Raw genomic sequence first — 24,404 nt, 5'->3', positions numbered from 1 at the left:
AGAAGCATGGAAATCCTGCATTTTGATATCGCCGCGCCCGTGCCCGCGGGCGGCACACGCGCGATGGCACTGGTCGGCGTGGTCGCGTCGGGCAATCTGGAAGTGCTGGTCGAGCGCGGTGCCGCGGCCGATCGGTGCGCGATCGAGATCAGCACCGCGGCGCACGGCTTTCGCGATCTGTGGGACGCGGTGGTCGCCGATTTCGTCGGCCGGCGCGCCGCCGGCGGCCTGCGGATCGCGATCAACGATGGCGGCGCGCGCCCCGACACGGTGTCGCTGCGCCTCGCCCAGGCCGTCCGCATGATCGAGGAGCCCGAAGCATGAGCAACCTTCATCAGAGCTGGTACGAGGCAGGCGCGCGCGAGCGGATCGCGGCGCTGGTCGATACCGGCAGCTTCACCGAGTATGTCGGCCCAGAGCGGCGCGAGACCAGCCCGCATCTCGGCATCTTCGACCTGCCCGCGCAGTTTGACGACGGCATCGTCGTCGGCGCTGCGACGGTCGACGGCACGCCGATCCTGATCGCCGCGCAGGAGGGCCGCTTCATGGGCGGCGCATTCGGCGAGGTGCACGGCGCCAAGCTGACCGGGCTGCTCCGAGCCGCCAAGGCCCTTAACCGCGATGTCGTGATCGCGTTCGACACCGGCGGCGTCCGTCTGCAGGAGGCCAATGCCGGCGAGATCGCGATCGCCGAGATCATGCGCGCGGTCACCGAGGCGCGGATCGCCGGCGTGCGCGTCGTCGGCCTGATCGGCGGGCGCGCGGGCTGCTATGGCGGTGGCGGGCTGATCGCCGGCTGCTGTTCGACGCTGATCATATCCGAACAGGGGCGGATCAGCGTCACCGGCCCCGAGGTGATCGAGACCAACAAGGGCGTCGAGGAATTCGACTCCCGCGACCGCGCCCTGGTCTGGCGGACGATGGGTGGCAAGCACCGCACGCTGATCGGCGGCGCCGACCTGTTCGTCGACGACGATGCGGCGGCATTTCGCGCGGCGATGCTCGCGGCGCTCGGGCGACCAGCCAGGGCGGGTTCCGTCCGGAACGCCGCCCCCCTCCCGTTCGGGAGAGGGGAGCGACCCGGTCTCGATATCGACACGCTGGCGGCCGAACAGGACCGCCTCGAACGCCGCATCGCCCGGTTCGGCGACGCCGCCGACGCGACCGACATCTGGCGCACGCTCGGCATCGACGACCCGCAGGCGATCCCCGACATGCCTTCCGCCGCGTTCGCGACCCTAGCCGCCCAGTACCGGGAGAGCGCCGATGACGCCCGCTGAGATCCTCGATTCGCTGTTTCCGGCCGGCCATGCGGTCACCGCGGAGGGCGACCTGCTGTTCGGTCGCGGCACGTCGCCCGACGGACGGGGCGTGCATGTCATCGGCGCCACCGCCCGCGCGCCGATCGGCATCGACCAGGCGATCCGCCTGTCCGCCGCGGTGCTCGCGATCGCACGCAGCGACGACGACGCGCCGATCCTCTTTCTCGTCGACAGCGCGAGCCAGCGGATGAGCCGGCGCGACGAACTGCTCGGCCTCAGCGAATATCTCGCGCATCTCGCCAAGTCGCTGCTGCTCGCCGAGGCGCGCGGCCACCGCACGATCGGCCTGCTCTATGGCGGCGGCGCGGCCGGCGCGTTCATCGCCACCGCGCTCGCCTGCGACACGCTCGTCGCGCTGCCCGGCGCACATCCCGAAGTCATGGACCTCGCCTCGATGGCGCGCGTCACCAAGCTGTCGATCGATCTGCTCGAGGACAAGGCGAAGACGACCCCGGTCTTCGCCCCCGGCCTCGACAATCTGGTCAGCGTCGGCGGCGTCGCCGAGCTCTGGGATCCGCAGCGCAGCCTGGCGGATCAGCTCGCGGTGCTGCTCGCCACGCCGCGCGACCACGATGCGCGCGCGACGCTCGGGGCAGAGCGCCAGGGCCGGCCCAAGGCCGCGGCGATCGCGGACGAGGTGGATATGGCGGCGCGACGCTGATGCGGTTCGACCGACACCGGCTGGTCTGGATCGACCCGCAGCGCTGGCCCGCCATCCTCGCCGCGCACGGGCTCGCCAACGCCCCGGCGCTGCTGGCCGATTGGGCCAGGGACGACCGCCCGCTGATCGCGCGGCGGCCGGTCGTCGGCGAACTGCCGTGCCTGGTCCCGCTCGGGCTGCCGCTGCCGCCGTCGATCGGCAAGCAGCGGCTCGCTTTCGCCGTGCCCCCCGACGCGATCCGCGCCGACGCCCCGCCGCCGCTGCTGCGCGATGCGGCGGCGGCGGCACCCCCCGCCTGGCAGGACAGCATCGCCGCGCTCGTCACGCTGGACCCGGACACGCGCTGTTTCGGCAGCCTCGCCTGGGCGCATCTGACAGGGCTGGCCTATCTGTCGCCGGGTTCGGATCTCGACCTGCTCTGGACGGTGGCGGATCAGCGCACCGCGACCGCACGTGCCCGCGCGCTTCTGACCATCGGAGCGACCGCACCGATGCGGATCGACGGCGAATTGCTCACCCCACAAGGGCATGCGGTACAATGGCGCGAATGGGCGTCGGACGCACCCGAGCTTCTCGTCAAGGCGGCGCACGCGAACGGCGTCACCCCGCGCGCGTCGGTGTTCGCATGACCGCGCTTGTCGCGGCGACACCCGCGGTCGACACCGACGCGATCGGCCACGCCGCCGCCCTGTGCCTCAGGCGCGAGATCGCGACCTATCCCAAGCCCGGCCTCGTCAGCCCGGTGGATCCGGGCGCGCATGACGACATGGATGCGGCGATGATGAACCGCAGCGCCGACGCACTCGCCCCCTATCTCGCCGCTCTGGCCCAGGCGGGCGCCGCGGGCGCGGGGATGGACCGCCTGCGCGCGATCGGGATCGCGGCGGAGGCGGCGATGATGGTCGCGACGGGCGGCGTGAACACGCACCGCGGCGCGATCTTCGGCATGGGCCTGCTCTGCGCCGCTGCGGGGTTCCGCGCGCGCTATGGCATCGCCGCACCGCTCGGGACGATCGTCGCGCAGCACTGGGGCGCGGAGATCCTGCGCGGCCCCGTCGCGCTGCACAGCCATGGCACCACGGTCGCGCGCCGCCATGCCGCGGGCGGTGCACGCGCCGAGGCCGCCGCCGGCTTCCCCGCGCTCTACGCCACCGCGTTGCCCGCGCTCGCCACCGCGCGGCGCCTGCGGCGCGACGACCGGAACGCGCAGGCGGTGCAGGTCCTGATGGCGCTGATCGTCGGCGTCGCGGACACCAATCTCCTCTATCGCGGCGGCCCCGCGGGTCTCGCCTTCGCGCAAAACGAGGCCCGCGCCTTCCTCGCAGCCGGGGGCATCGCCGCGGCGGACTGGCGCGCGCGCGCGATCGCGGTTCATCACCGCTTCGTCGCCCGGCGGCTCAGTCCGGGGGGCTGTGCGGACCTGCTGGCGATGACGTTCTTCGTCGCGGCGCACGACGCGTGACGCTCGCGCTGCTCTGTTCGGGGCAGGGGCGGCAGGACCGCGCGATGTTCGACCTGTTCGTCGACGAGCCCGCCGCCGCGCCGATCCTCGCAGAGGCCGCCGCGATCCTCGGACAGGACGTCCATCACCTCGTCCGGACCGCCGCGGACGACCGGCTCCACGCGAACGCGACGAGCCAGATCCTGTGCGTCGCGCGCGGGCTGGCGGCGGCGGCGTGTCTCGAACCGATCGGTCCGGCGCTGGTCGCGGGCTATAGCGTCGGCGAGATGACCGCCTGGGGCATTGCCGGCCGGTGGTCGCTCGCCGCCACGCTGCGGCTCACCGCGGCGCGAGCGGCGGCGATGGACTCGGCCGGCGGCGCGGAGGATGGCCTCGGCTTCGTCCGCGGCCTGCCGCGCGCGGCGGTCGAGGCGCTCGTCGCTCGGTTCGACTGCGGTATCGCGATCGTCAATCCCGGTCTGCTCTTCGTGATCGGTGGCACCCGCGCGCAGGTCGCCGCCTGTTGCGACGCGGCACTGTCTCAGGGCGCAGCGACCGCTCGCCCGATCGCGGTCCGCGTCGCGTCGCACACCCGTCGCCTGTCCGCTGCGGTCGCCCCGTTCCAAGCCGCGCTGCTCGAAGCTCAGCCCACGCGGCCGATCCGGGGGCGCACGCTGATCGGAGCGACCGATGCCGCGATCGTCCGCGGCGCCGCCGGCATCGCAGGGCTCGCGGCCCAGCTCGACACGACGATCGACTGGGCCGCCACGCTCGAGGCCCTCGTCGAACGCGGCGTCGACCGTCTGCTCGAACTGGGCCCCGGCACCGCGCTCGCCGACATGGTCCGCGCCGCCTATCCCACGCTCGACGTCCGCGCAGTCGACGACTTCCGCAGCCCCGCCGGAATCACCGCCTGGATTGCCCGCTGAACGTCGGGAGAGACAAGGGGAGGGTGCCGTTCGATAGGGCGGGCGGTGATGCCAACCCTTTGTTAGCTATTGCTTTATATCGTCATAGGCCGGGCAAACGGACGCTTAGGCTCCCTATCTGCTCGATTGGGCACATAGGGCTAGGATATGATATGTCGATCTCGTTCTACATCATGGCGGATAAGCCGGAGAATGAACGCGAGCGCGAAAGGGCCATTGCGACAAGCAATCTCATCGCAAGTCCGCATGTCGGCAGATTCCGGCCGATCTTGGATGCTGTCCGCGATACCCTGAAGGCAAAGTCCGCAGCCATCACCATCGTCTATCAGGACTCGACCTATGTATTGTCGGCAGCGGGTTTCGAGGCCGGTGTATATAAGAGGTCAACGTCCTTCTGTGCGCATGCCATTCTATCCCCCGACGAACTGACAATCGTTCCGGACGCGGGCGCAGACGAGCGTTTCGCCGGTAACCCCTTCGTCGACACGATCGAGGGCATTCAGTTCTATATCGGTGCGCCGCTACGCGACGAAGACGGCACCGTACTCGGAGCCTTGTGCGTCTTCGATGAAAAACCCCGTGACTTCATCACGGACGACGACAGGGCGCGGATCATCGCGTTGAAGAAGGAAGCAGAGGCGATTGTCCACGCCATAAGCAAGCAGACCGACGTCGATCGCGAAGGCGATAAGGAAGTCCAGCCTTCGATGCAAAGCCAGCGACCGTGATGGCCACGTGTGCGCAACAACGTAGACTGCCCGGACGTGCCTCGAAATGAATATGTATCGCAAAATCGCGAGCGATATCTCGCCGGCGCTGATCGAACGTCGTTGCGCATCCCGGCATCTCGTCAACCTGGGGGCGCTTCTGATCACCCCTCTGGGCGAAATGATACCCGCGACCGTGACGGGCGTCTCCACGCGTGGTTTTCGGGTGAAAGCGGATTATGGCGTGACGATCGGCCGATCGGTCGGCCTCGCCATTCCGGGCCTGCCGAGATATGTCGGGTGGGTCGCCTGGTCCTATCTCGGCGAATTTGGGCTGGAGGGTGCCGAGGAAATTACCGAGGACGCCGTCGAGCATATTGTCGCACTCGGCACCCCTTCGGCGATTATGTAGTCCAGCACGCTGCCTGATCCTCGACGCCCTTACTCTGGGGTAAGATATCAGACGAAGATGACGCTGGACTGAAAGGCCGCCGACCGATGAAGGGCGGCGGCTCTATTTAGTATGAACTGTCATCGGGATCAGGCGTAAGTAGTACCCGTGACGACTTTACCGATGCGCCGGCGGAGACTGAAGCCGACGCCCCCGAAGCCGACGAGCATCATGAGCCACGTTGCCGGCTCTGGAACCGCGCCGATCGAAACGGTCGCATTTTCAGGTGCAAAATCTGTAATCTGGTTGACGTTACCCACACCGTTTCGGGGCCAGAGATTAAACCCATATTGCGTTGGCCCAAAGCCCGTGCTCGGCAACAAGGCGAGCGGAACCCGCGCTGTCAGCATGTTTCCCGCGATGGAAATACCAGCTGGGTCCAAGGCGTTTGGACCGACCGATCCGGTGCCGTTCTTCTGTATCACGATGGCCTGATTGAAGATCACATCGGGTTGACCGATCGAGGCAAAAGGTCTGGCGATGCCTGTACCGGTGTTGACGCCGAAAATGTACAGACCCGCCGTCTGCGGATCGATATTCCCGGCGAAAGTGGCGCCTAGCGTGAACAATTGCGACATACCGTCGTAACTGACCGAGAAGCCTGTGACGTCGAGATCTGCAAAACGCGGACCCGCAGTATATGACGGAATGAAGTCGTCGGTCGGATCCATGATTGATACAGCTGCAGCGGGTGTCGCACAAATTGCCGTAAATCCAAGCATTCCGACTATGATTGCCTTGTTTATCATGGGACTATCCTCGAAAGTCGGCAACCAGCGTCGCCATTCCTTCCTTATCATACTCCGGAATTCTCGACGATAATCCTAATGGCTTAAGACGCACTACTCCAATCGGATTATAGGAGACCTCCGTATATCCTTGGATACGTCGCTTATTTGATGCGAATTGCCCTGAGCAAGCGGCGGGAGTGGTCCAGCTTCCCCTACCGATCGGGAAAGGCGCAGGTGCTCCACTTCCCGACGGAAGTTTTCCAGCCCGATCGTGACGGATGCGGTGTCGCAACTGGCGGCGGTCGCCGCGCCTTATGATTTTACGGATGAAAAGCGCCATCGGACATGCATGATCGTGATCGATGACCAGAAATCGCATCGCGTTTGGCTAGGCAGCCGAAGGTGCGATCGGAAGCTCCGAACGTCTCAGCGAAGGAGACAAGGGTGCTCATCGACGGACCCGGCCTTGCCGCCACGCGCGACATAGAGGCGGCGTCCGCTTCTTCCGATCAACTGTTCGGTAGGTGCAGGTCGGCCCGTCGTCAGTCGCTCGACGCTCTCGAGCGGCTCCCCGATCGAGCCCGTCCTCGTCCGGATAAAACGCGGGTGGATCCTAGCCCAGTCCCCGCTTCATACGTGTTTGAGCTTGTGAGCGGCGTACCCGAGAACGAGAAACGCTGCGACGGAAGAGCCGGCCCAGCCCACCAGGATCATTACCATTGAAACACCCTCTGCTCCGCGGCGCGTTTCGCACCGTCGAAGCGCGCAATAAGTCCTGTTTTCTTATGGTTAACAAGACATGAAGAGTGACCCAACCGTCGTTTATTTGATGACGGGCTATGCTGGCCACCGGCCTACGTCGAGGCTCCCCGAGCTCCTTGATTGTCCCAATCTTCCTGCGCTCGCAGCTGGCGGGTAGTTGCAAACTGATTGAGAACCAAAACGGCACGATGGAGTTCAGGTGCGATCCTGATTCGCTGCCCGGATGCGTTCAATAAGAATGTAATCCCCACAAGATCGACTGCCCGAGCACGCGAAAGAGCAGGCAGGAGCCTCGCTAGCCTCCCTACGATGATAGGGCGAAACGCCGCCTAGCTGAACCAGTCCGTCACGCGCGGTTCGCCGCGACGCCTGCCAGAAGAGGAACGCCGCCACCGCGCGATTGTCCTCAACGCCGACGAGCGGGCACTGGGCGCGCGCGATCGTTGGTCACCGGGAGAGCCTCCGGATCCTGTCAGATCGCGCGAGACAAGGCGTTGCCGCGCATCAGGTGCGGCAACGGCCGGAAGGTTTGGGAATCGCCAGCAGCATGTTCGGATGGCCTTGCGGGGATATTGGGCGAGGGTAATTCGAAATACCCCCTGAGCCGCCCCCGGAACGCCTAATCTGCGACGGTTATGCGCGGCCGAAGTGTCGGGAATCCGCCGCTTCGTGCCAGCATGACTAAAGCGGCGTTGTGCGCGCGCAATGAGCAGCTTCTCTCGGCGCTCAATCAGATTGCGGCATCCGATTCCACTGTCAGGCGGCGGCATTGCAGGAAATCGCCGCTGCGGCCCTCGCGGCGCATGCGAGCGGCGCATGATCATCGACACCCTCAATCCTAAATGCAGGAGTGCTGCAGCTCGTGTACATAGCCTCGGATCTTGGGGGCGCGGGGAAGTGCTATGCGGGTTTTAATGCTAGTCGCGATGCCGCTGGCGCTGATCGGATGTAAGGAACGGCAGACCGCGCACGATGCAACGATGGCGATCGCAGAAGACGTATCAGAAGACGCCATCTCCCCGCTCAAGGACAAGGTTACGAACCTCGAGGAGCGGCTGGCTGCCCTTGAGGCCGACCTTCGGGCGGAAGAAACCTATTCGAAAGCGGTGCACGCCGCGCTCGACGAAGAACGCGAAAACCGCGTCAAGGACGTGAACGCGCTGCGGGACCACTACAACGACCACCTCAGCCGATTCCACGGCGCGCCGTGAACGGCCGGAGCGCTGGACCCGCCTCGATCAGATGGTCGGAGAGGGCGTTCTGACACTGAACGAGTCTACGCGCCAGAACCAGGAGCCCCCTTTGGACGCGATGCCCCGAACTCCGGCCCTTCCTCATCCAACTCAGTGCGGCACGCCGGTCGTGGTCATTCGATACACATCCCGGGTCTGCTGCGCGCCGTCAGCAGTAATCCCATCAAATTTGCGCCACGCTGCAGCCGAATTGCAGACGCGCGTGGCCATGAAGGAGCCCGTCGGCGTCATTGACCGGCAGATCTTCTTCTCTTTGGCTGGCGCCGCTACGGCCGTGGCAGGGGCTTCTGACGTTTGCGCCTTTACGCCAATGGGGGTGAGGATCAGCGCAACTGCAACGCGATATTTCATCGTTCGACTCCTGCAATTCGACCGAAACTATACGATCGACCTTCGTATGCAAGAGCGTCACTGGGACTGACGTTTTCTGACCTAGCTAGCGCGCTGCTCCGATCCAAACTCACCGCCTCCCTCAACAGGAGGCGAGCGATCTCGGTCACTCAGTATCGTCCTGCCGTGGATCAATACCCGGAACGATCTACCGCCACTGGTCGCTGATTCTTCTACGGGAGAATTGGCATGCTGCGTACCTTGCGTCCGGAAATTCTGAACGTTTCAGCGAACCAGGGGAGGGTGCTGATTGATGGGCCGGGCGTTGCTGTCACGCTCGACATCGAAGCGGCATCAGTCCTATCCGATCAGTTGCTCGCTGGGTGCACCTCGGCACGCCGGCAACAGCGTGACGCAATCGGTCAGGTGCCCCATTCAGATCCCTGCTCACCAGTATAGCTGGCAGCGGGTTCAGTCAGGCTGGCATGGGTCCTGACGGAAAGTAACCTAGGTTAATCTTAACCTTGTATGCTGAACGCGAGCTTGGCTCCCAAGAATTCGCTTTGTAACAAGCCGCCCCATGAACACGCCCTTTGGACACGACGCAGAAATCTTGCGCTCCGCGATCGCTTGGGCGCTTCACGTAGCCGACGTATCTAACAATCCGCTTGTGGCCTCTTTCTTAGCCGATGCACTTCACCATACCGAGAATGACGCCTACCGCTCTTGCGCGGCCACTGGCGCTATCTTGCCAGGGTTGAACGTGTTTGCAGTGTCTGCGGACAGTTCAGCTGGATCGAAAGTTCGGTAACCAGAGTGCGATTCAGGCACCATCTCGAGCAGTGCGGCACGCATTGCTTTGAGGGCGTTCCGTTTCCCAAATTTATCTTCGCGGGCCTTAGCGATCGTGCCGCGTTCGTCAGCCCCAGCGTTTGCCCTGGCAGTCGATCATAGTACGGAACGAACTTGCTAAGCTTCATATTGGTCAGACCGGGCCGCAAGCCCGATGTTACGCGCGGAGTTCGGCGTCTTCCTTGTCAGGGTAAAAGGCGTGGGGATCGCAGACTGGTCGCGGCGCCGGCCGAGCCTGGCGGGGAGGTGGGCGCTTTGGAGCATCGGAGACCGGGTCGGGCAGGGTAAGCACCCCGCTACCGTGCATCGTCTGAAAGACGCCGATCGCCTCGCCTTCCTTTATCCGCTTGCCGATCAGCGGCGCGCGCTCTGCGCTGACATAGCCCAGTTGGGTGCCGCGCTCGCTAAATTTGGCAACGGCGTTCTCGTCGTATGGGTTGCTCGGCTCGAAGCGTTGCTCGACCGCTACGCCAGGCGCGCACAGCATGCACTCCATGCGCCGGTTGCTCTTGCTCGTGTCCTCGTTCGGAAAGTCGATGCGATCAACGAAGGGCCGTCGCAGTAGTTCGGCGTAACGAACGCCTTTGATGGGGTATCTGGTAGGCGGGCGGTTTAAGACTGCGCACACAGCTATGCAAAAAGCAGTGAAACCTCTTGGGCTTGCTTTTTCGCACATGCGCCGATGAGATTTCGGCAAAGGATATGACGCGGTCGTGAACACAAAAAATGCCCGGCTCGGAAAGCCGGGCATTTTAAGCTTCAGCCGTTGTAAGGGTCACCATTGGCCTAGTAACGCATTGCTTTGCGCCCTGCAGGATGCGTCAATGACGCCAATAGTGATCCCCAAGCTGATGGCAAAGTTAACCCCGAATGGGCTTGCCGATTGGCCAGTAGCGCATTTGAACCCCCAGATTTGAAAGTGCTTATCTTTCGACAAGGGGATTTATGCATTGAATCTGTTTAGTAATTGCAACCCCATGCGGTTAAAGTGGATTAACTGAAAATTCTTGATGCCAATGCCGCCCGCGCATTGCTGACTGCGGTATATGCGTCGGATCGACGCAGCTTCCGCACAATGCCGTTGAATGAGGCCGTCACACTCTGGCACCGACCAATTTCGCTATCCTGCTGCGCGGCTTCCCAAAAAAACACGAGGGGCCAGCGCTCGGGGCAGTGATGTCAGAGACAGCGCAGGGTTAGGCGGACCGCTGGTATGTCTACGCGACCGTTGACGGTCTCGCTGAGCGCGGCTCTTATTGGATTTTCTGCATTGTCACTCCGTCGACGTTTCACCACTTAAACCCGACCCATGCGGTCCCTGGGTATCCGGACCATAGATCTGATCTGTGGCTGTGGACGACATAAGGAAGTCGACTTCGACCAGTTCGCGCCTGACCGTACGCTTAGGTGTCGGTCAACGGCTGTCGTCGCGCCGCATCAATCCCTCCGCAGCCGCAATCGCGCTGGATTCAAATGAAAACAGCCGCCAACCTCGAAAGGTTGACGGCTGCCTTCACACGGCCGGACACTGGGACCGGCTGTGAAATCGGCTTAGGCGAATGCGATCTTCGCCTGGCGACGACGAACGCGCATCGACGAGCCGATACCGCCGATACCGAACAGCATGATTGCCCAGGTACCAGCCTCGGGAACTGCTGCCGTCGGCTCAAAGGTCGCCGTGCCAGCATAGGAGCCGTTACCACGCGAGAGGCCGTTCACGACGATCTGGTTCGTCGCACCTTTTGCGATCGCCACGTTGTTGATCTCGAAAAACTCGGCCTTGCCGACAACAGTCTTCGATGCTGCGAAACCATTGATGAACACCGACAGGATGTCGAGATCGGTAGGGCTGAAGAACCGCGTCGTGCTCGTGCTGAGCGTACCGCTAGCCAGACCGGCCTGGTCGATGATGAAATTGAAAGTATCCGTGAATGTACCACGCTTGATGCCCGCCCGGCCGAAATCTGCCGAAACGGTACCATTCTTTATATCGCCGCTGACGGTGAACTCCGGGTCGTTCGGAGTGAAGTTAACTGCGTGAGCCGCTGGGGCCATCGCGAATGCAGATACGAATGCCATTGTCGAAAGAAGTAAGCGCTTCATGGTGGTCCCTTTTTACGTGTTCCTTGGAAAAAAAGTAAAGGGGGCCAGAGAGTTATGCAATTGCCTGAAAACGGCCACCACCCAAGCATTGTGTGGTTTCGGGACAATCGAGCATCGTGAGCGGAGTGCGATGAGCGTCATGAATTCGCGCGGCCGGATCGTTTGCATCCGGGGGCATTTTCCACGGTAGAAGCGTGCAATAGGCCCTGCTCAAACTTGGTTAACAAGACAAGAAGAATGACCTAAATCTTCAATAGTTGTTGACGGGCACACTGTTCTTCCAGCGACATTCAAACCCCCCCGAGTTACGAGGTTTTCCGAACTATCCCGTGCCTCGTTCCGCCCGGCGATGGCTGGCAGGTTGCGAACAAAAAAGGAGCAGTATAGCTCGGGCGCTACCCTGATCCGTTGTTTGGATGCGCCCAATGAGAATGCAAACGCCGCGAGTTCGACTGCCGAGCTCGGCAAAGAGCAAGGCAGGAGCCTCGCTAGCCTCTCTACGATGATAGGGCGTAACGCCGCCGATCTAAAGCGGTTCGTCACTCGCGGTTCGCCGCGACTTGCACCGCGGCGTGCGCTGCGGCGGGCATTGCCGAGATCATCGTCGCAAGGCCGCCCAGCATGATCATCGACACCCTCAAACCAGGTGCTTCCGCCGAAGCCGGAGCGGCTCCGCAAGCCGCAGAAATCCGGGCCGAATCATGACATCTGGGAGGCAGAAAATACCATTTGAAAAATACCCCCAAATATCCCGCACATTCAGCTCGCCGTATGGAACGTGTGAAAAGAAAGACCCCCACAAACCAAGCGGTTCTGCGCTTTCCTGACGATGTAAGGTAGTGATGATCGGAGAAATTGGTGGGCCCGGCAGGAATCGAACCCGCAACCTAGCCGTTATGAGCGGCCAGCTCTAACCGTTGAGCTACAGGCCCCACCGCCGCCTGCGTTAGCGCAAGCGTTTCCAAAGAAAAAGGGTGCCAAAGAAAAAGGGCGCTCCCGAAGGAGCGCCCTTTCCGACTCCAAAACGTTGTCGAGCGCAAGCGCCCGACACAGTCTTAGTTCATGTTGTCGGTCTTCTCGTCGGCAGCGTCGCGGACGTTGTCTGCTGCTGCGTTCATGTTGTCGGCTGCGTTCTCGAGCACGTCGGTTGCGACGGCGTTCGAGGTGTTGTCCGCCATGGCGTCCATGTTGTCAGCCTGCATTTCCATGTTGTCAGCCAGCATGTCCGCGTTGTTCTCAACTGCGGCGGCTTCTGGCGACTTGCTGCAGGCTGCGACGGACATCAGGCCGGCGGCAGCAGCGATCAGAACGATCTTCTTCATTCGAATGCTCCCAAGCATAGTTTCACTCGCGGCCGACCCGATTGCCGTCGCGAAGCCCCGTCAAATAGCGGCCCCCGACCGGCGGTCAATCCGCTAAATTCATCGCCCAGCAAGCTTTGCGACAGTCCGATGACGGGCGGGTTGCCGCAACTGGTCACTTTCTTGGCACGACCGAGCCGATTTCCTCGGGCGCATTGGCCACGATCGCGAGCATCGTCGTCCAGGCCGCGACGTTCTGGCGAAGCTGCTCGGGGTCGACCCGGTCGAGCGTATCGTCGGGCGTGTGATGCGTGTCGAAATAGCGCGTACCCGACTGGTTGAGGTCGATCGCCGCGACGCCGAGCGCCATGGTCGGGCCGACATCGGTGCCGTCACCGCCGACCCCTGCGCCGCGCGCGATGCCGAGCGGGGCGAGCGCGGAGGCGAGGCGATCGGCGACCGGCTTCGCGCTGTCGGGCAGGTTGGTCTCGAACCGCCAGACGCGGTCCGCGCCGAAATCGGATTCGCCCGCGGTGGCGTGCCGCTCGGTCTTGTGCGCCTCGGCATAGGCCTTGCCGCCAAAACCGCCGACCTCTTCGGCACCGAACCAGACGACGCGGATCGTCCGCCGCGGGCGCGGGCCGTCGAGGATCCGCTTGGCCGCCGCCGCGGTGATCGCCACGCCGCTCGCATCGTCGATCGCGCCCGTGCCGAGATCCCAGCTGTCGAGATGCCCGCCGACCAGCACGATCCCCGCCTTGGGATCGGTCCCCGGCACTTCGGCGATGACGTTCCCCGATTCGTGCGTGCCCGTCATCCGCGGGGTCAGGACGAGCGTCATCGTGATCGGTTTGCCGCGCGTCGCGATCCGTTCGATCAGCTCGGCATCGGGCACCGACAGCGCCGCCGACGGGATCGGCGTGACGCCCTCGGGGAAGTTGGTCGTGCCGGTATGCGGATTGCGGTGATGATCGGTGCCGATCGAGCGGATCACGATCGCGGCCGCGCCCTTGCTCGCCGCCATCGCCGGCCCCACGAACCGTGCGGGTCCGAACGCGCCATAGCTCGACCCGTCCTGCGTCGGCTCCATTGCGTTGCCGACATAGGCGATCTTGCCGGCAAGGCTCCCCGCAGGCGCCGCCGCCAGGTCGCCATAGGTCTTGAACACCACCACCTGCGCGGTCAGGCCTCCCACGGGCGTCGCACCCGAATTGCCGAGCGCGGTCAGCTTCAGCGCCTGCGGGAAGGGGGCGAGGATCGACCCCGTCTCGACGCCGCGCACCCAGACGGGCATCTGGTACGGCTCGATCCGCACGTTCTTGAACCCCAGCGCCTTCAGCTTCGTCACCGACCAGGCGCGCGCACGCGCCTCCGCCTCGGTCCCCGCCAGCCTGGGGCCGATCTCGGTCGTCATCCCCTCGACGATGTCATAGGCGACGTCGTCCTTGAGCGCGGCATCGCGGAGCGCTGCGACCTTCGCATCGACCGGGGCAGGGGCGGGTGGTGCGGTCCGCTGTGCCATGAGAGGAACGGACAGGGTGGAGGCGGCCAATACCGCGAGCGTGTGCTTCATCATCCGCGACAGCCTATGTCGCTGCTCCCCGTTTGCCAACGGCCCGCCGCATCGCTATCTGCGCACGTCAAATCCCGCCTCATTCAAGCATGGAGCTCGGCACCCACATGGCCGTCCAGTATACCTACGTCATGAAGGGTCTGACCAAGACCTTCCCCGGTGCCGCAAAGCCCGTTCTCAACAACATCCACCTCCAGTTCATTCCGTCCGCGAAGATCGCGATCATCGGCCCCAACGGGTCGGGCAAGTCGACGCTGATGAAGATCATGGCGGGCATGGATCCCGACTTCACCGGCGAGGCCTGGGCGGCCGAGGGCGTCAATGTCGGCTATCTCGCGCAGGAGCCTCAGCTCGATCCGACCAAGGACGTGATGGGCAACGTCAAGGACGGCGTCCGCCCCGTCGCCGACCTCGTCGACCGGTTCAACGCGATCTCCGCCGAGATGGGCGATCCGAAGGACGACACCGATTTCGACGCGCTGATGGAGGAGATGGGCGATCTCCAGGCCAAGATCGACGCGGTTGATGGCTGGGCGCTCGACAGCCAGCTCGAACAGGCGATGGAGGCCTTGCGCTGCCCGCCGGGCGATGCGTCGGTTGAAAATCTCTCGGGCGGCGAGAAGCGCCGCGTCGCGCTCTGCAAGCTGCTGCTCGAGAAGCCGCAGATCCTGCTGCTCGACGAGCCGACCAACCATCTCGACGCCGAGAGCGTGTCGTGGCTCGAGAATTACCTTAAGGAATATACCGGCAACGTCATCCTCGTGACGCATGACCGCTACTTCCTCGACAATGTCGTCAACTGGGTGCTCGAGCTCGATCGCGGCCGCTACTACACCTATGAGAGCAACTATTCGGGCTATCTGGAGAAGAAGGCGCAGCGCCTCAGCCAGGAAGAGCGCGAAGAGGCCGGCAAGCAGAAGGCGATCGCCGACGAGCTGGCGTGGATGCGCCAGACCCCCAAGGCGCGCCAGACCAAGTCGAAGGCCCGTATCCGCGCGTTCGACGAGCTGATGGAGAAGCAGGAGAATCGCGTCGCCGGCAAGGCCGCGATCCTGATCCAGCTGCCGTCGCGTCTCGGTGGCAAGGTGATCGAGGCGAAGGGTCTGACCAAGTCCTACGGCGACAAGCTGCTGTTCGACGGTCTCGACTTCACGCTGCCGCCGGGCGGCATCGTCGGCGTGATCGGCCCGAACGGCGCGGGCAAGTCGACGCTGTTCAAGCTGATCACCGGTCAGGAAACCCCGGACACGGGAACGATCGAGGTCGGCTCGACCGTCAAGCTCGGCTATGTTGACCAGAGCCGCGACGATCTCGATCCGAACAAGAATGTCTGGCAGGAAATCTCCGACGAGCTCGAGATCTTCCGCTTCGGCAAGCAGGAGATGGGCACGCGGGCGTATGTTGGCGCGTTCAACTTCCGCGGGCAGGATCAGCAGAAGAAGGTCGGCCAGCTGTCGGGCGGCGAGCGCAACCGCGTCCACATGGCCAAGATGCTCAAGGAGGGTGGCAACGTCCTCCTGCTCGACGAGCCGACCAACGATCTCGACGTCGAGACGCTGCGTGCGCTCGAGGAGGCGCTCGAGACGTTTGCAGGCTGCGCGGTGGTCATCAGCCATGACCGCTTCTTCCTCGATCGCCTCGCCACGCACATCCTCGCTTTCGAAGGCGACAGCCATGTCGAGTGGTTCGAGGGCAATTACGCGTCGTACGAGGAGGACAAGCGCCGCCGCCTCGGCGACGCCGCCGACCGCCCGACGCGTCTGGCGTACAAGAAGCTCACGCGCTGAGCGTCTGAGACCCGCCGCGGCCCATGTTTCCGGGCTGCGGCGCCCCCCCATCAACCCCGTCATCCTGACGAAAGTCAGGATCCAGGGTCACAGGCGGCCCGCTTGATTGCTCTGGATCCTGACCTTCGTCAGGATGACGAGGGTGGTGTAGGACCGAGCTGGTGCCTGCCACGCAAGCGCCATGTTGATCCCCTAACCGGGGTCGGTAGGAGACATATTGGTCCCCACGAACGGAGCAGGCGTGACAGTTATCGAACACTCCCCCGGTGGAGATGCCCCCCCGGGTGCGGGGGAGCTGCAATACCGGCTTCGCCAGCAATCGATACTGGCCGATTTCGGGATCGAGGCGCTGCGCGCGCGCGATCTCGAACCGATGCTCCAGCGCGCCACCGAATTGTGCGGCGAGGGGATGCGCTCGAAATACTGCAAGTTCCTCGAATATCGCCCCGAGCAGGACAGCCTGCTCGTGCGCGCGGGGATCGGCTGGGCGCCAGGCGTGGTCGGATCGGCCGAGATGCGCACCGATCTCGCTTCGCCCGCGGGCTTCGCGCTCGAGACCGGCCAGCCGGTCATCTCCAACCATCTCGAGAATGAGGAGCGGTTCCGTACGCCCGCCTTCATGGCCGAGCACCATATCCGTCGCGCGATCAACGTGCTGGTCGAGACGTCGGGGAAGCGCTTCGGCGTGCTCGAGGTCGACAGCCCCGACGAGGGCAAGTTCGAGCCCGCCGACCTCGCCTTCATGCAGGGGTTCGCCAACCTGATCGGCGTCGCGATCGAGCGGCAGCAGGCCGAACAGCGTTTGAGCGACGCGATGGAGCATCAGGAGCTGCTCACGCGCGAGGCGAGCCACCGCGTCAAGAACAGCCTCGCGCTCGTCTCGGCGATGCTCAACCTCCAGATGCAGGAGGATGACGACCCGCGCATTACCCGCCTGCTCGGCGACGCGCAGGCGCGCATCACCGCGATCGCACAGACACACGACCAGCTCTGGCGCGGCGAACAGGTCGGGATCGTCGCGCTCGACGACCTGGTCTGCGGAATCGCGACGGGGCTGGCCGAACAGGCGCCGCTGCACCGGATCGACTGCGACATCGACGCGATCCGGATCAGCGCCGATACCGCGATCCCGCTCGGCCTGCTCGTCACCGAGCTCGTCACCAACGCGATCAAATATGCGTACGGCGAGGGTGGCGGCGTCATCGCGGTGACGATTCGCAACGCCGACGGCCGGATCCTGCTGACCGTGTCCGACGACGGCGTCGGGCTGCCCGCCGATTTCGACCTCAAGGCCGCCTCGCGCAAAAGCCTCGGCATGCGGATGATCGGCAGCCTTGCCCGGCAGTTGCGCGGCACGATCGCGATCGAGAATGCCGCGCGCGGCACCTGTGCGGTCCTCGACATCCCCGACCCCAGGATCGTGCTCCCGGACTGATCGCTTGACGCGTGTATGATGTCCGTAGCACACCTCTCCCACAATGACGGGGTGGGGATGATGGACATGCTGATGATGCTAGCGGCCGCAGCGGCTGCGGTGACTGCGCCGCAGGGCGACAGGGTCAAGCCGATCGACCAGTGTTTCGCGATCTACCGCCCCGGCTCCCCAGCAGGCACGCAGGCCGCCGGAGCCGACCAGACCGTCATCGGCGCAACCCGCCAAATCATCCGCGCCATCCGCATCGACGGTCGCCCCGCCTGGGACATCGTCGTGCATCAGCGCGTGCCGATGGCGAATTTCGCGATGCGCGATCACTTCGTCTTGAACCGCGACGATCTGACGCCGATCACCTTCGACAACAGCCGGAGCGGGGTCGAGTATGTCGCGCTGCGCTACACCCCCGGTCGCATCGTCGGAACGAAGACCGACAAGGCCGTCGTCACGCCGATCGACGTCGCGGTGGCTGACCCCATCTGGGAGGGTAATCTCTGGGGCGTGACGTTCGGCGCGTTGCCGCTCGCGATGGGCAGGAGCTTCTCGCTGCCCTTCTACCAGTATGACGGCGGCATCGGCCGCTTCACGCTGACCGTTACCGGCAGCCAGAGCGTTGCGACACCGACCGGGCCCGTCGATGCCTGGAGCGTCGCGGTTCTCAAGGACGGCAAGCCCAGCGCCACCACGCTGATCGCGAAACGCGATGCTCGCGAACTGGGCAGCTTCGCCGCGCGGGGCGGGACGAAGCTCGGCGGCGACTGCACCGGTCTCGACTGAGCGACGGTGCGAGCGCTCAGCGGACCCGCTTGACGTAGATCCGACCGCCGTCACGGCGTTCGGTCTGGAAATTGGGCACCGCCTCGATCAGCTCGGACAGATGGTTGAAGCCATAGTTGCGCGCATCGAAGCTCGACCGGTTGCCCGCGCGTTGGCCCAGTTCTGTCAGGCTCTGATAGCCCTTCTCGTCGCGCTTGCCCGCGTTGTAGGCGTCGATCAGCAGCTTGATCAGGTCCGACCCGATCGGCTCGCCGCCGCGCGATCGGCGTGCGGCCGGCGCGGCGGGGGCAGGGGCCTTCTCGCCACCGATCGCGGGCGGCAGCGACAGCGGCATCGGCTCGGATTCGTCGTCGAGCGCGCTGACGTCGATGAAGCGCGTGCAGGCTTGGCGGAAACCCTCGGGCGTGCGGCTGGTGCCAAAGCCATAGACGGGCACGCCGTCCTGACGGATCCGCATCGCGAGCGGCATGAAGTCGCTGTCCGACGACATGATCCCGAACCCGTCGATCCGGCCGCGGAACAGCAGGTCCATCGCGTCGATCGTCATCTTCATGTCGGTCGCGTTCTTGCCCTTGGTCAGGTCGAACTGCTGCTGCGGCTCGATGCCGTGCTTGATCGACATGTCGCGCCACCCCTTGAGCGCAGGCTTGGACCAGTTGCCATAGACGCGTCGGACGTTGACCGTGCCGAGCTCGGCAAGAACGGTCAGCACCGGGTCGAGCGTCGCCGAGGAGGCGTTGTCGGCGTCGATGAGAAGGGCGACGTTGCGGGTTGTGGTATCGGCCATGCCGCCGGGATTAGCCGCGCCCGCGCCCCGCGTCCACGCTCCAAGCGCCGCCACCCGCCGCGGCGAGGTAGAGGAACACGAAACAATAGAGCACCGCCGCCTCGCCGCCATTGGCGATCGGGAAGGGCCCCTGCGGTGCGTGCGCGAGGAAATAGGCCGCCGCCGACATGCCCGACAGCAGGAACGCCACCGGCCGCGTGAACAGCCCGACGATCAGCAACGCGCCGCCCACGACCTCGATTGTGCCCGCGACGTAGAGCAACGGAGTCATCGCCATCGGGAAGGGCGGCAGCCCGAAGAACTTGGAAATGCCGTGGCTGAAGAATACCAGCGCAACGACGATGCGCATCACGCTGAGCAGGCGGGGGGACCAGGTGGCGGGTATCGGCATGGGATCTTCCTGAACGTCGTTGCGGTCCCGCTACGTCCTATGCGCGCGTGCCTGCGTCAACGCGCCGGATGGAAACGGATCGTTCAGCGATGGGAGATCAGGGATAGGCGATCGCGATCACCTCATATTCGCGCTCGCCCGCGGGCAGGTCGACGCGGCGGACATCACCGATCGTGGCACCCCGCAGAGCCCGTGCGAACGGCGAATTCCAGCCGATCCGCCCATTGCCCGCATCGGTCTCGTCATCGCCGACCAGCGTGAGCACGCGTTCGACATCCTCCTCGTCCGCCACCGTCACGCACGCGCCGAACCAGACGCGGCTGCGATCCTCCTGTGCGGCGGGATCGACCACCTTGGCCGCCTTCATCCGCCGCGACAGCCAGCCGAGCCGCCGGTCGATCTCGCGCAGCCGCTTGCGCCCATAGATATAGTCGCCATTCTCCGAGCGGTCGCCATTGCCCGCCGCCCAGGAGATCACCTCGACCAGCTTGGGCCGCTCGCTGCCGAGCAACAGCTCATATTCCTCGCGCAGCACCGTATAGCCTGCCGGGGTGATGTAGTTGGGCCGATCCATGCGTGCCGTCTCGTCCGGTTCAGCCGGGCCGGGTCTTGCCGAGATACCAGGACGTGCGTGCGACGCTGCGGCTCTTGGCGCGGGCGGGGTTCATCAGGTCGTAGACGACCGCATTCTCGATCACGCGCTGCACATAGTTGCGCGTCTCCTGATACGGGATCGCCTCGATCCAGTCGATGATGTCGACTGCACCAGTGCGCGGGTCGCCATTCGCGCGCAGCCACTTGTTCACATTGCCGCCGCCCGCATTATACGCAGCAATCGCAAGCGGATAGCTGCCATAGTTCGCATAGATCCGCTGGAAGTAGCTCGACCCCAGCATGATCGACAGATTGGGATCCGTCGTCAGCGACGCCTGGTTATAGGCGAGCCCGATCTTGCCCGACTGCTCGCGCGCGGTCGCGGGCATCAGCTGCATCAGCCCGCGCGCACCGGCATGGCTGATCGCGGCGCGATCGAACTGGCTCTCCTGCCGCGAGATCGCATGGATGATCGTCCAGTTGTCCTCATAGCCGGCGGGCACGCTGACGGTCGGGAAGCCCGCTGCGGAATAGTCGCTGAGCCCGTTCGCCAGCGCGCTGCGCCCGACCATCACGCCCAGATCGGGGCGGTTGATGCGGGTGGACAGTTCGGCGGCGAGCGCGTGGTCGGTGTCGGTCGTCGCATCCGCGGCGATCTGGCGGACGAACGCGGTCTGGTCCTGCCAGTCGGCGATCTGACCGAGGAACTTGACCGCGCGCACCGTCTCGCGCTGCTCAAACGCGGCGCGCACCGCGGGTGCGATCGCAAGGCTGGCCATCGGCGGTGGCGGGGTCAGCGCGCGGCCCATCCGCTCGGTCGCGAGCTGCCCGTAATATTGATCGCGGTAGCCGGCCGCCTGCGTGTAGAAGGCGGTGGCATCGGCCTGCCGGCCCGCCGCCTCGGCCGCGCGTCCCGCCCAGTAATAGCCTCGCGCCCGCACCACCGGCGAATTCGACCCACGCGCATAGCGGTCGAACAGCGTCATCGCATCCGCCGGCCGCCCGAGCTGCTTCATCGCCGCCTGCCCGCCGAGCCAGGCGAGATTGGTATATTCGTCGCGCTCGGCATAGGATTTGGCCGAGATGTTCGCCCCCGCCGGATAGGCATCGTCGATCTGCCGCGCGATGTCATAGGCGACCTGCCACTGGCCGTCATTCGCCGCGCCGCGCGCATTGGTCACCAGGATCTCGTACCATTCGCCCGCATTGCCCGGCCGGGTGGTCAGCGCCCGCGGCCGCGCGAGCCAGGCGCGCGCGCTCGGGCTCGCGCCGCTGTTGCGCAACCACACCGCGCGGTCGGCGACATAGCCCGCGTCGCCGCGATACGTCTCCATCGTCGCCGCGGACAGGTCGGACGCGTTCGGTGCATTGGTCCGGAAGGCGAGCCGCGCCTCGAACAGCGCGCGCTTGGCAGGGCTGACCAGCGGAAGCTGGCGCTGCGCTGCGCTCGTCTGTCCCGACCAGAGCAGCGCGTCCATCCGCGCGTCCTGATCGTCGCTCGACAGCGCGCCGGGGAAGCCCGTCGTCACCGCGACCTGATCGATCGGCGTCAGCCCGCCCGATCGCCATGCGGTGCGCACCGCGGCATAGGCGCGGTCGCGCTGCCCGGTCGCCTGCAATGCGCGCGCATAGGCAAGATTGCCCGCCGCGGACTGCGGCGGATAGCGCGTGAAGAAGGCGACGACGCTGCCGGGCGCGCCGCTGCCGATCCCCGCCTGACGCTCCGCCGCGCGGCGGTTGGCGGTCTCGTTCGGCCAGCCCGGATGCGCCATCAGAAATCCGGCATAGCTGTCGAACGGCAGCGCGTCGGTCTGTTGCAGCGCGCGCCACTGCGCGATCGTCGAGGCGATCGCGCCGTCGCTCGCCATCGGCTGCGCCTGCGGGCCGATATTCGAAAGCTGCGTCCGGTACCGGTCGAGCGTTTCCTGTCCGACCCCTGAAGATACCGCCGTGCCGGCCAAAGCCGCCAGGACGATGCTCGATTTGAACGCCAATGCTACCATGTGGACAGGATAGCAGTTTAACCCGTATCTGTCCTGAACGAAACGCCCGAATTCAGCGCGGCAGGAGCGCAATATACCGATGTTTGCAGGTTTTTCCTTTGCCGGGTCGATCCCGGCGCTCGTCACGCCGTTCGCCGCGGACGGCGCTTTCGACGAGAACGCCTATCGCGATTTCGTCGAGTGGCAGATCGCCGAGGGCTCGTCCGCGCTGGTCGCGTGCGGCACCACGGGCGAGGCAGCGACCCTGTCCTATGATGAGCATTTCCACGTCGTCCGCGTCTGCGTCGATCAGGCGAAGGGCCGCGTCCCCGTTATCGCGGGGGCAGGGTCGAACGACACGCGCGTCGCCTCGGCCAATCTGCGTGCGGCGCACGAGGCTGGCGCCGATGCCGCGCTGATGGTCCCGCCCTATTACAACCGCCCGAGCCAGGAGGGGATCTTCCGGCATTTCGAGGCGCTCGCCGCCGACGCGCCGCTGCCGATCATCCTCTACAACGTGCCCGGCCGCACCGTGACCGACATCCAGCCCGCGACGCTGGCGCGGGTCGTCACCGCCTTTCCGCAGGTGTTCGTCGGCGTGAAGGACGCCAGCGGCGTGCTCGCGCGCGTCTCGCAGCACCGCGAAGCCTGCGGGCCAGACTTCTGCCAGCTGTCGGGCAATGACGACCTCGCGCTCGCGTTCAACGTGATGGGCGGCACCGGCTGCATCTCGGTCACCGCGAACGTCGCGCCGAAGCTGTGCGCGGAGTTCCAGGCGGCCTGCCAGGCGGGCGATTTCGTCACGGCGCTCGCCTATCAGGACCGTCTCTATCCCCTGCACGACGCGCTGTTCACCGACGCGTCGCCGGGCCCGGTCAAATACGCCATGGCGCGGGTACGGGCCGGCTTCCCCGAGACGCTGCGCCTGCCGATGACCCCCGCCGGCGACGCCTCGCGCGCCGCGGTCGACGCGGCGCTGGCGCACGCCGGCCTGGTCTGATCCCCGTCCGTCATCCTGACGCACGTCAGGATGACGGGGGGACCGACAATTAACGTCCAACGCGATACCACGCCCGCTTCCCCTTCGCCCTCCGACCTCCTACATCGCGCATCCCATGGCACGCCCCAAACCCCCGACCTTCGAAAAGACCAAGATCGTCGCCGAGAACCGGCGCGCGCGGTACGACTATTATATCGAGCAGGTGTTCGAGGCGGGGATCGCGCTGACCGGCACCGAGGTGAAGGCACTGCGCGGCGGCGAAGGCTCGATCGCGGAGGCCTATGCCGAGGTGAAGGGCAGCACGGTCCAGCTCGTCAATTCGAACATCCCCGAATTCAGTCACGGCAACCGCTTCAACCATGAGCCCAAGCGGCCGCGCAAGCTGCTGCTGCACGAGCGCGAGATCAACAAGATGTTCGGCGCGGTCGCGCGCCAGGGCATGACGCTCGTGCCGCTGATGATCTATTTCAATTCCAAGGGCCGCGCGAAGGTCGAGCTCGCGCTCGCCAAGGGCAAGCAGAACCACGACAAGCGCGATTCGGTGAAGGAACAGGACTGGAAGCGCGAGCAGGGCCGGATCATGCGGGATCGTGGATAGGCCGTGACCAGGGCGCCGGTCGGTCTTTTCGGGCGCCTCGCGGCGTGGTCGCATCGCAATCTGCCGACCCGCGATTCGATGGAGCGCAACCGCCTGTTGCGCCCCGTCGCGCACCGCGTGCTCGCGCCCGAACTGTGGCGCTTCACCCGGCGCTCGGTGCCGCGCGGCGTCGCGCTCGGCATGGTCGCGGGGATCCTCGTGCCGGTCGCGCAGACCCCCGTCGCCGCGTTGTTCGCGCTGCCGTTCCGCGCCAATGTGCCGACCGCCGCGCTGACCACCTTCATCACCAATCCGCTGACGACCCCGCCGCTCTGGATCGCCGCCTATTGGATCGGGTCGTGGATGCTGCGGATCGACGCGCACGTCCCCGGCCAGCCGGTCGCCGAAGCCGCCGCGCAGGCCGACTGGATCCCCTGGCTGATGCAGGCCGGCCCCGCCACCGCGCTCGGCCTCCTTGCCATCACCATCGTCGCCTCGATCGGCGGCTATGCGCTCAGCGCGCTCGGCTGGCGGCTCTGGATTGCCCGCAAGTGGCGGCACCGCCACGATAATCGCGGATCGTAACAATCGTCACTATCTGTCGCCCGACGAATTGACGGAGCGTCTTATCGGCGTAGAACACACCGCATCCTGAAGTTCT

General features: G+C 65.1%; 25 protein-coding genes and 1 tRNA gene. 15 read left to right on the top strand and 11 right to left on the bottom strand.

What is annotated here, in order from left to right; all coding sequences use genetic code 11:
* Nucleotides 1-6: 6 nt before the first annotated feature.
* The 8 genes from mdcC (at nt 7) to IFT87_RS14150 (ending at nt 5,472) form a co-directional block, all read left to right on the top strand.
* Nucleotides 7-324: a malonate decarboxylase acyl carrier protein gene (gene mdcC, locus IFT87_RS14185; protein ID WP_056408413.1), complete on the top strand. Its 318-nt coding sequence runs from the start codon at nt 7-9 to the stop codon at nt 322-324.
* Complete coding sequence (locus IFT87_RS14180) at nt 321-1,280, top strand: biotin-independent malonate decarboxylase subunit beta (protein WP_192190977.1); 960 nt, start codon at nt 321-323, stop codon at nt 1,278-1,280. The genes mdcC and IFT87_RS14180 overlap by 4 nt, the downstream gene beginning before the upstream one ends.
* Complete coding sequence (locus IFT87_RS14175) at nt 1,267-1,983, top strand: biotin-independent malonate decarboxylase subunit gamma (RefSeq protein ID WP_192190976.1); 717 nt, start codon at nt 1,267-1,269, stop codon at nt 1,981-1,983. Before IFT87_RS14180 ends, IFT87_RS14175 begins: the two co-directional genes overlap by 14 nt.
* Complete coding sequence (gene mdcG / locus IFT87_RS14170) at nt 1,983-2,612, top strand: malonate decarboxylase holo-[acyl-carrier-protein] synthase (protein WP_192190975.1); 630 nt, start codon at nt 1,983-1,985, stop codon at nt 2,610-2,612. The genes IFT87_RS14175 and mdcG overlap by 1 nt, the downstream gene beginning before the upstream one ends.
* Nucleotides 2,609-3,445 carry a triphosphoribosyl-dephospho-CoA synthase MdcB gene (gene mdcB / locus IFT87_RS14165; protein ID WP_192190974.1) on the top strand — a complete coding sequence of 279 codons (837 nt, stop codon included), beginning with the start codon at nt 2,609-2,611 and terminating at the stop codon, nt 3,443-3,445. The genes mdcG and mdcB overlap by 4 nt, the downstream gene beginning before the upstream one ends.
* Entirely contained in the window at nt 3,442-4,353 is a 912-nt protein-coding gene (locus IFT87_RS14160; protein ID WP_192190973.1) for an acyltransferase domain-containing protein, read from the top strand. The genes mdcB and IFT87_RS14160 overlap by 4 nt, the downstream gene beginning before the upstream one ends.
* Before the next feature lie 152 nt (nt 4,354-4,505).
* Nucleotides 4,506-5,081 carry a GAF domain-containing protein gene (locus tag IFT87_RS14155; RefSeq protein WP_192190972.1) on the top strand — a complete coding sequence of 192 codons (576 nt, stop codon included), beginning with the start codon at nt 4,506-4,508 and terminating at the stop codon, nt 5,079-5,081.
* A 52-nt stretch (nt 5,082-5,133) separates the two neighbouring features.
* Nucleotides 5,134-5,472: a hypothetical protein gene (locus tag IFT87_RS14150; RefSeq protein WP_192190971.1), complete on the top strand. Its 339-nt coding sequence runs from the start codon at nt 5,134-5,136 to the stop codon at nt 5,470-5,472.
* Between the two features lie 128 nt (nt 5,473-5,600).
* On the opposite strand, the gene IFT87_RS14145 is transcribed toward IFT87_RS14150, so the two are convergent.
* Complete coding sequence (locus tag IFT87_RS14145) at nt 5,601-6,260, bottom strand: PEPxxWA-CTERM sorting domain-containing protein (RefSeq protein ID WP_249403359.1); 660 nt, start codon at nt 6,258-6,260, stop codon at nt 5,601-5,603.
* A 1,658-nt stretch (nt 6,261-7,918) separates the two neighbouring features.
* On the opposite strand from IFT87_RS14145, the gene IFT87_RS14140 reads away from it, so the two are divergent.
* Complete coding sequence (locus IFT87_RS14140; protein WP_192190970.1) at nt 7,919-8,215, top strand: hypothetical protein; 297 nt, start codon at nt 7,919-7,921, stop codon at nt 8,213-8,215.
* Between the two features lie 132 nt (nt 8,216-8,347).
* Here IFT87_RS14140 and IFT87_RS14135 read toward each other — a convergent pair whose 3' ends face one another.
* From IFT87_RS14135 to IFT87_RS14110, 6 genes are all read right to left on the bottom strand, one after another.
* Nucleotides 8,348-8,608: a hypothetical protein gene (locus IFT87_RS14135; protein ID WP_192190969.1), complete on the bottom strand. Its 261-nt coding sequence runs from the start codon at nt 8,606-8,608 to the stop codon at nt 8,348-8,350.
* Nucleotides 8,609-9,596: 988 nt separating this feature from the next.
* A complete protein-coding gene (locus tag IFT87_RS14130) occupies nt 9,597-9,935 on the bottom strand; it encodes an HIRAN domain-containing protein (RefSeq protein ID WP_192190968.1) in 339 nt (112 codons plus the stop codon).
* A 1,055-nt stretch (nt 9,936-10,990) separates the two neighbouring features.
* On the bottom strand, nt 10,991-11,542 hold the full coding sequence (locus IFT87_RS14125) for an FxDxF family PEP-CTERM protein (RefSeq protein ID WP_192190967.1): 552 nt from the start codon (nt 11,540-11,542) through the stop codon (nt 10,991-10,993).
* Nucleotides 11,543-12,398: 856 nt separating this feature from the next.
* Nucleotides 12,399-12,474: transfer RNA gene (locus tag IFT87_RS14120), tRNA-Ile, on the bottom strand.
* Between the two features lie 123 nt (nt 12,475-12,597).
* Nucleotides 12,598-12,864, bottom strand: coding sequence for a hypothetical protein (locus tag IFT87_RS14115; RefSeq protein ID WP_031393308.1), 267 nt, complete (start codon nt 12,862-12,864; stop codon nt 12,598-12,600).
* Between the two features lie 154 nt (nt 12,865-13,018).
* Nucleotides 13,019-14,419, bottom strand: coding sequence for a M20/M25/M40 family metallo-hydrolase (locus IFT87_RS14110; protein ID WP_037530663.1), 1,401 nt, complete (start codon nt 14,417-14,419; stop codon nt 13,019-13,021).
* A 104-nt stretch (nt 14,420-14,523) separates the two neighbouring features.
* Between IFT87_RS14110 and ettA the strand changes: the two genes are divergently transcribed.
* The 3 genes from ettA to IFT87_RS14095 all read left to right on the top strand — a co-directional run bounded on the left by ettA (nt 14,524) and on the right by IFT87_RS14095 (nt 18,412).
* The gene (ettA, locus tag IFT87_RS14105) at nt 14,524-16,203 is read left to right on the top strand and encodes an energy-dependent translational throttle protein EttA (protein ID WP_031439507.1); all 1,680 of its coding nucleotides are present in this window, start codon (nt 14,524-14,526) and stop codon (nt 16,201-16,203) included.
* A 241-nt stretch (nt 16,204-16,444) separates the two neighbouring features.
* The gene (locus IFT87_RS14100; protein WP_234387710.1) at nt 16,445-17,638 is read left to right on the top strand and encodes a sensor histidine kinase; all 1,194 of its coding nucleotides are present in this window, start codon (nt 16,445-16,447) and stop codon (nt 17,636-17,638) included.
* Nucleotides 17,639-17,704: 66 nt separating this feature from the next.
* Nucleotides 17,705-18,412, top strand: a complete 708-nt coding sequence (locus IFT87_RS14095) for a DUF3108 domain-containing protein (RefSeq protein WP_192190966.1) — start codon at nt 17,705-17,707, stop codon at nt 18,410-18,412.
* A 16-nt stretch (nt 18,413-18,428) separates the two neighbouring features.
* On the opposite strand, the gene IFT87_RS14090 is transcribed toward IFT87_RS14095, so the two are convergent.
* The 4 genes from IFT87_RS14090 to IFT87_RS14075 all read right to left on the bottom strand — a co-directional run bounded on the left by IFT87_RS14090 (nt 18,429) and on the right by IFT87_RS14075 (nt 22,187).
* On the bottom strand, nt 18,429-19,199 hold the full coding sequence (locus IFT87_RS14090) for an NYN domain-containing protein (RefSeq protein ID WP_031439510.1): 771 nt from the start codon (nt 19,197-19,199) through the stop codon (nt 18,429-18,431).
* Between the two features lie 10 nt (nt 19,200-19,209).
* A complete protein-coding gene (locus IFT87_RS14085; protein ID WP_037530659.1) occupies nt 19,210-19,590 on the bottom strand; it encodes a DoxX family protein in 381 nt (126 codons plus the stop codon).
* Nucleotides 19,591-19,687: 97 nt separating this feature from the next.
* Complete coding sequence (greB, locus tag IFT87_RS14080; protein ID WP_037530657.1) at nt 19,688-20,164, bottom strand: transcription elongation factor GreB; 477 nt, start codon at nt 20,162-20,164, stop codon at nt 19,688-19,690.
* A gap of 19 nt (nt 20,165-20,183) precedes the next feature.
* Nucleotides 20,184-22,187: a lytic transglycosylase domain-containing protein gene (locus IFT87_RS14075; RefSeq protein ID WP_192190965.1), complete on the bottom strand. Its 2,004-nt coding sequence runs from the start codon at nt 22,185-22,187 to the stop codon at nt 20,184-20,186.
* Between the two features lie 79 nt (nt 22,188-22,266).
* Between IFT87_RS14075 and dapA the strand changes: the two genes are divergently transcribed.
* From dapA to IFT87_RS14060, 3 genes are all read left to right on the top strand, one after another.
* Complete coding sequence (gene dapA, locus IFT87_RS14070) at nt 22,267-23,166, top strand: 4-hydroxy-tetrahydrodipicolinate synthase (protein ID WP_192138891.1); 900 nt, start codon at nt 22,267-22,269, stop codon at nt 23,164-23,166.
* A 115-nt stretch (nt 23,167-23,281) separates the two neighbouring features.
* Nucleotides 23,282-23,764 carry an SsrA-binding protein SmpB gene (smpB, locus tag IFT87_RS14065; RefSeq protein WP_031395420.1) on the top strand — a complete coding sequence of 161 codons (483 nt, stop codon included), beginning with the start codon at nt 23,282-23,284 and terminating at the stop codon, nt 23,762-23,764.
* Between the two features lie 78 nt (nt 23,765-23,842).
* Nucleotides 23,843-24,328 (top strand): DUF2062 domain-containing protein, encoded by a 486-nt coding sequence (locus tag IFT87_RS14060; protein WP_051916534.1) that lies wholly within the window; start codon nt 23,843-23,845, stop codon nt 24,326-24,328.
* The last annotated feature ends 76 nt before the right edge of the window (nt 24,329-24,404 follow it).

It is taken from the genome of Sphingomonas sp. CFBP 8765 (assembly GCF_014841445.1).
Lineage (GTDB): Bacteria > Pseudomonadota > Alphaproteobacteria > Sphingomonadales > Sphingomonadaceae > Sphingomonas > Sphingomonas aerolata.
The sequence above is the reverse complement of the archived record's forward strand: the minus strand, read 5'-3'. Positions and strand labels throughout refer to the sequence as shown.

Excerpts from the sequence above, each read along its gene's own strand:
- IFT87_RS14115 (WP_031393308.1), bottom strand. The coding sequence starts at position 12,864 with ATGAAGAAGATCGTTCTGATCGCTGCTGCCGCCGGCCTGATGTCCGTC.
- IFT87_RS14075 (WP_192190965.1), bottom strand. The coding sequence starts at position 22,187 with ATGGTAGCATTGGCGTTCAAATCGAGCATCGTCCTGGCGGCTTTGGCC.
- IFT87_RS14155 (WP_192190972.1), top strand. The coding sequence starts at position 4,506 with ATGTCGATCTCGTTCTACATCATGGCGGATAAGCCGGAGAATGAACGC.
- IFT87_RS14090 (WP_031439510.1), bottom strand. The coding sequence starts at position 19,199 with ATGGCCGATACCACAACCCGCAACGTCGCCCTTCTCATCGACGCCGAC.
- IFT87_RS14135 (WP_192190969.1), bottom strand. The coding sequence starts at position 8,608 with ATGAAATATCGCGTTGCAGTTGCGCTGATCCTCACCCCCATTGGCGTA.
- IFT87_RS14085 (WP_037530659.1), bottom strand. The coding sequence starts at position 19,590 with ATGCCGATACCCGCCACCTGGTCCCCCCGCCTGCTCAGCGTGATGCGC.
- IFT87_RS14145 (WP_249403359.1), bottom strand. The coding sequence starts at position 6,260 with ATGATAAACAAGGCAATCATAGTCGGAATGCTTGGATTTACGGCAATT.
- IFT87_RS14060 (WP_051916534.1), top strand. The coding sequence starts at position 23,843 with ATGGAGCGCAACCGCCTGTTGCGCCCCGTCGCGCACCGCGTGCTCGCG.
- IFT87_RS14130 (WP_192190968.1), bottom strand. The coding sequence starts at position 9,935 with ATGGAGTGCATGCTGTGCGCGCCTGGCGTAGCGGTCGAGCAACGCTTC.
- IFT87_RS14175 (WP_192190976.1), top strand. The coding sequence starts at position 1,267 with ATGACGCCCGCTGAGATCCTCGATTCGCTGTTTCCGGCCGGCCATGCG.
- IFT87_RS14095 (WP_192190966.1), top strand. The coding sequence starts at position 17,705 with ATGCTGATGATGCTAGCGGCCGCAGCGGCTGCGGTGACTGCGCCGCAG.
- IFT87_RS14180 (WP_192190977.1), top strand. The coding sequence starts at position 321 with ATGAGCAACCTTCATCAGAGCTGGTACGAGGCAGGCGCGCGCGAGCGG.
- smpB (WP_031395420.1), top strand. The coding sequence starts at position 23,282 with ATGGCACGCCCCAAACCCCCGACCTTCGAAAAGACCAAGATCGTCGCC.
- mdcG (WP_192190975.1), top strand. The coding sequence starts at position 1,983 with ATGCGGTTCGACCGACACCGGCTGGTCTGGATCGACCCGCAGCGCTGG.
- IFT87_RS14125 (WP_192190967.1), bottom strand. The coding sequence starts at position 11,542 with ATGAAGCGCTTACTTCTTTCGACAATGGCATTCGTATCTGCATTCGCG.
- ettA (WP_031439507.1), top strand. The coding sequence starts at position 14,524 with ATGGCCGTCCAGTATACCTACGTCATGAAGGGTCTGACCAAGACCTTC.
- IFT87_RS14140 (WP_192190970.1), top strand. The coding sequence starts at position 7,919 with ATGCTAGTCGCGATGCCGCTGGCGCTGATCGGATGTAAGGAACGGCAG.
- IFT87_RS14110 (WP_037530663.1), bottom strand. The coding sequence starts at position 14,419 with ATGATGAAGCACACGCTCGCGGTATTGGCCGCCTCCACCCTGTCCGTT.
- greB (WP_037530657.1), bottom strand. The coding sequence starts at position 20,164 with ATGGATCGGCCCAACTACATCACCCCGGCAGGCTATACGGTGCTGCGC.
- mdcB (WP_192190974.1), top strand. The coding sequence starts at position 2,609 with ATGACCGCGCTTGTCGCGGCGACACCCGCGGTCGACACCGACGCGATC.
- mdcC (WP_056408413.1), top strand. The coding sequence starts at position 7 with ATGGAAATCCTGCATTTTGATATCGCCGCGCCCGTGCCCGCGGGCGGC.
- IFT87_RS14150 (WP_192190971.1), top strand. The coding sequence starts at position 5,134 with ATGTATCGCAAAATCGCGAGCGATATCTCGCCGGCGCTGATCGAACGT.
- dapA (WP_192138891.1), top strand. The coding sequence starts at position 22,267 with ATGTTTGCAGGTTTTTCCTTTGCCGGGTCGATCCCGGCGCTCGTCACG.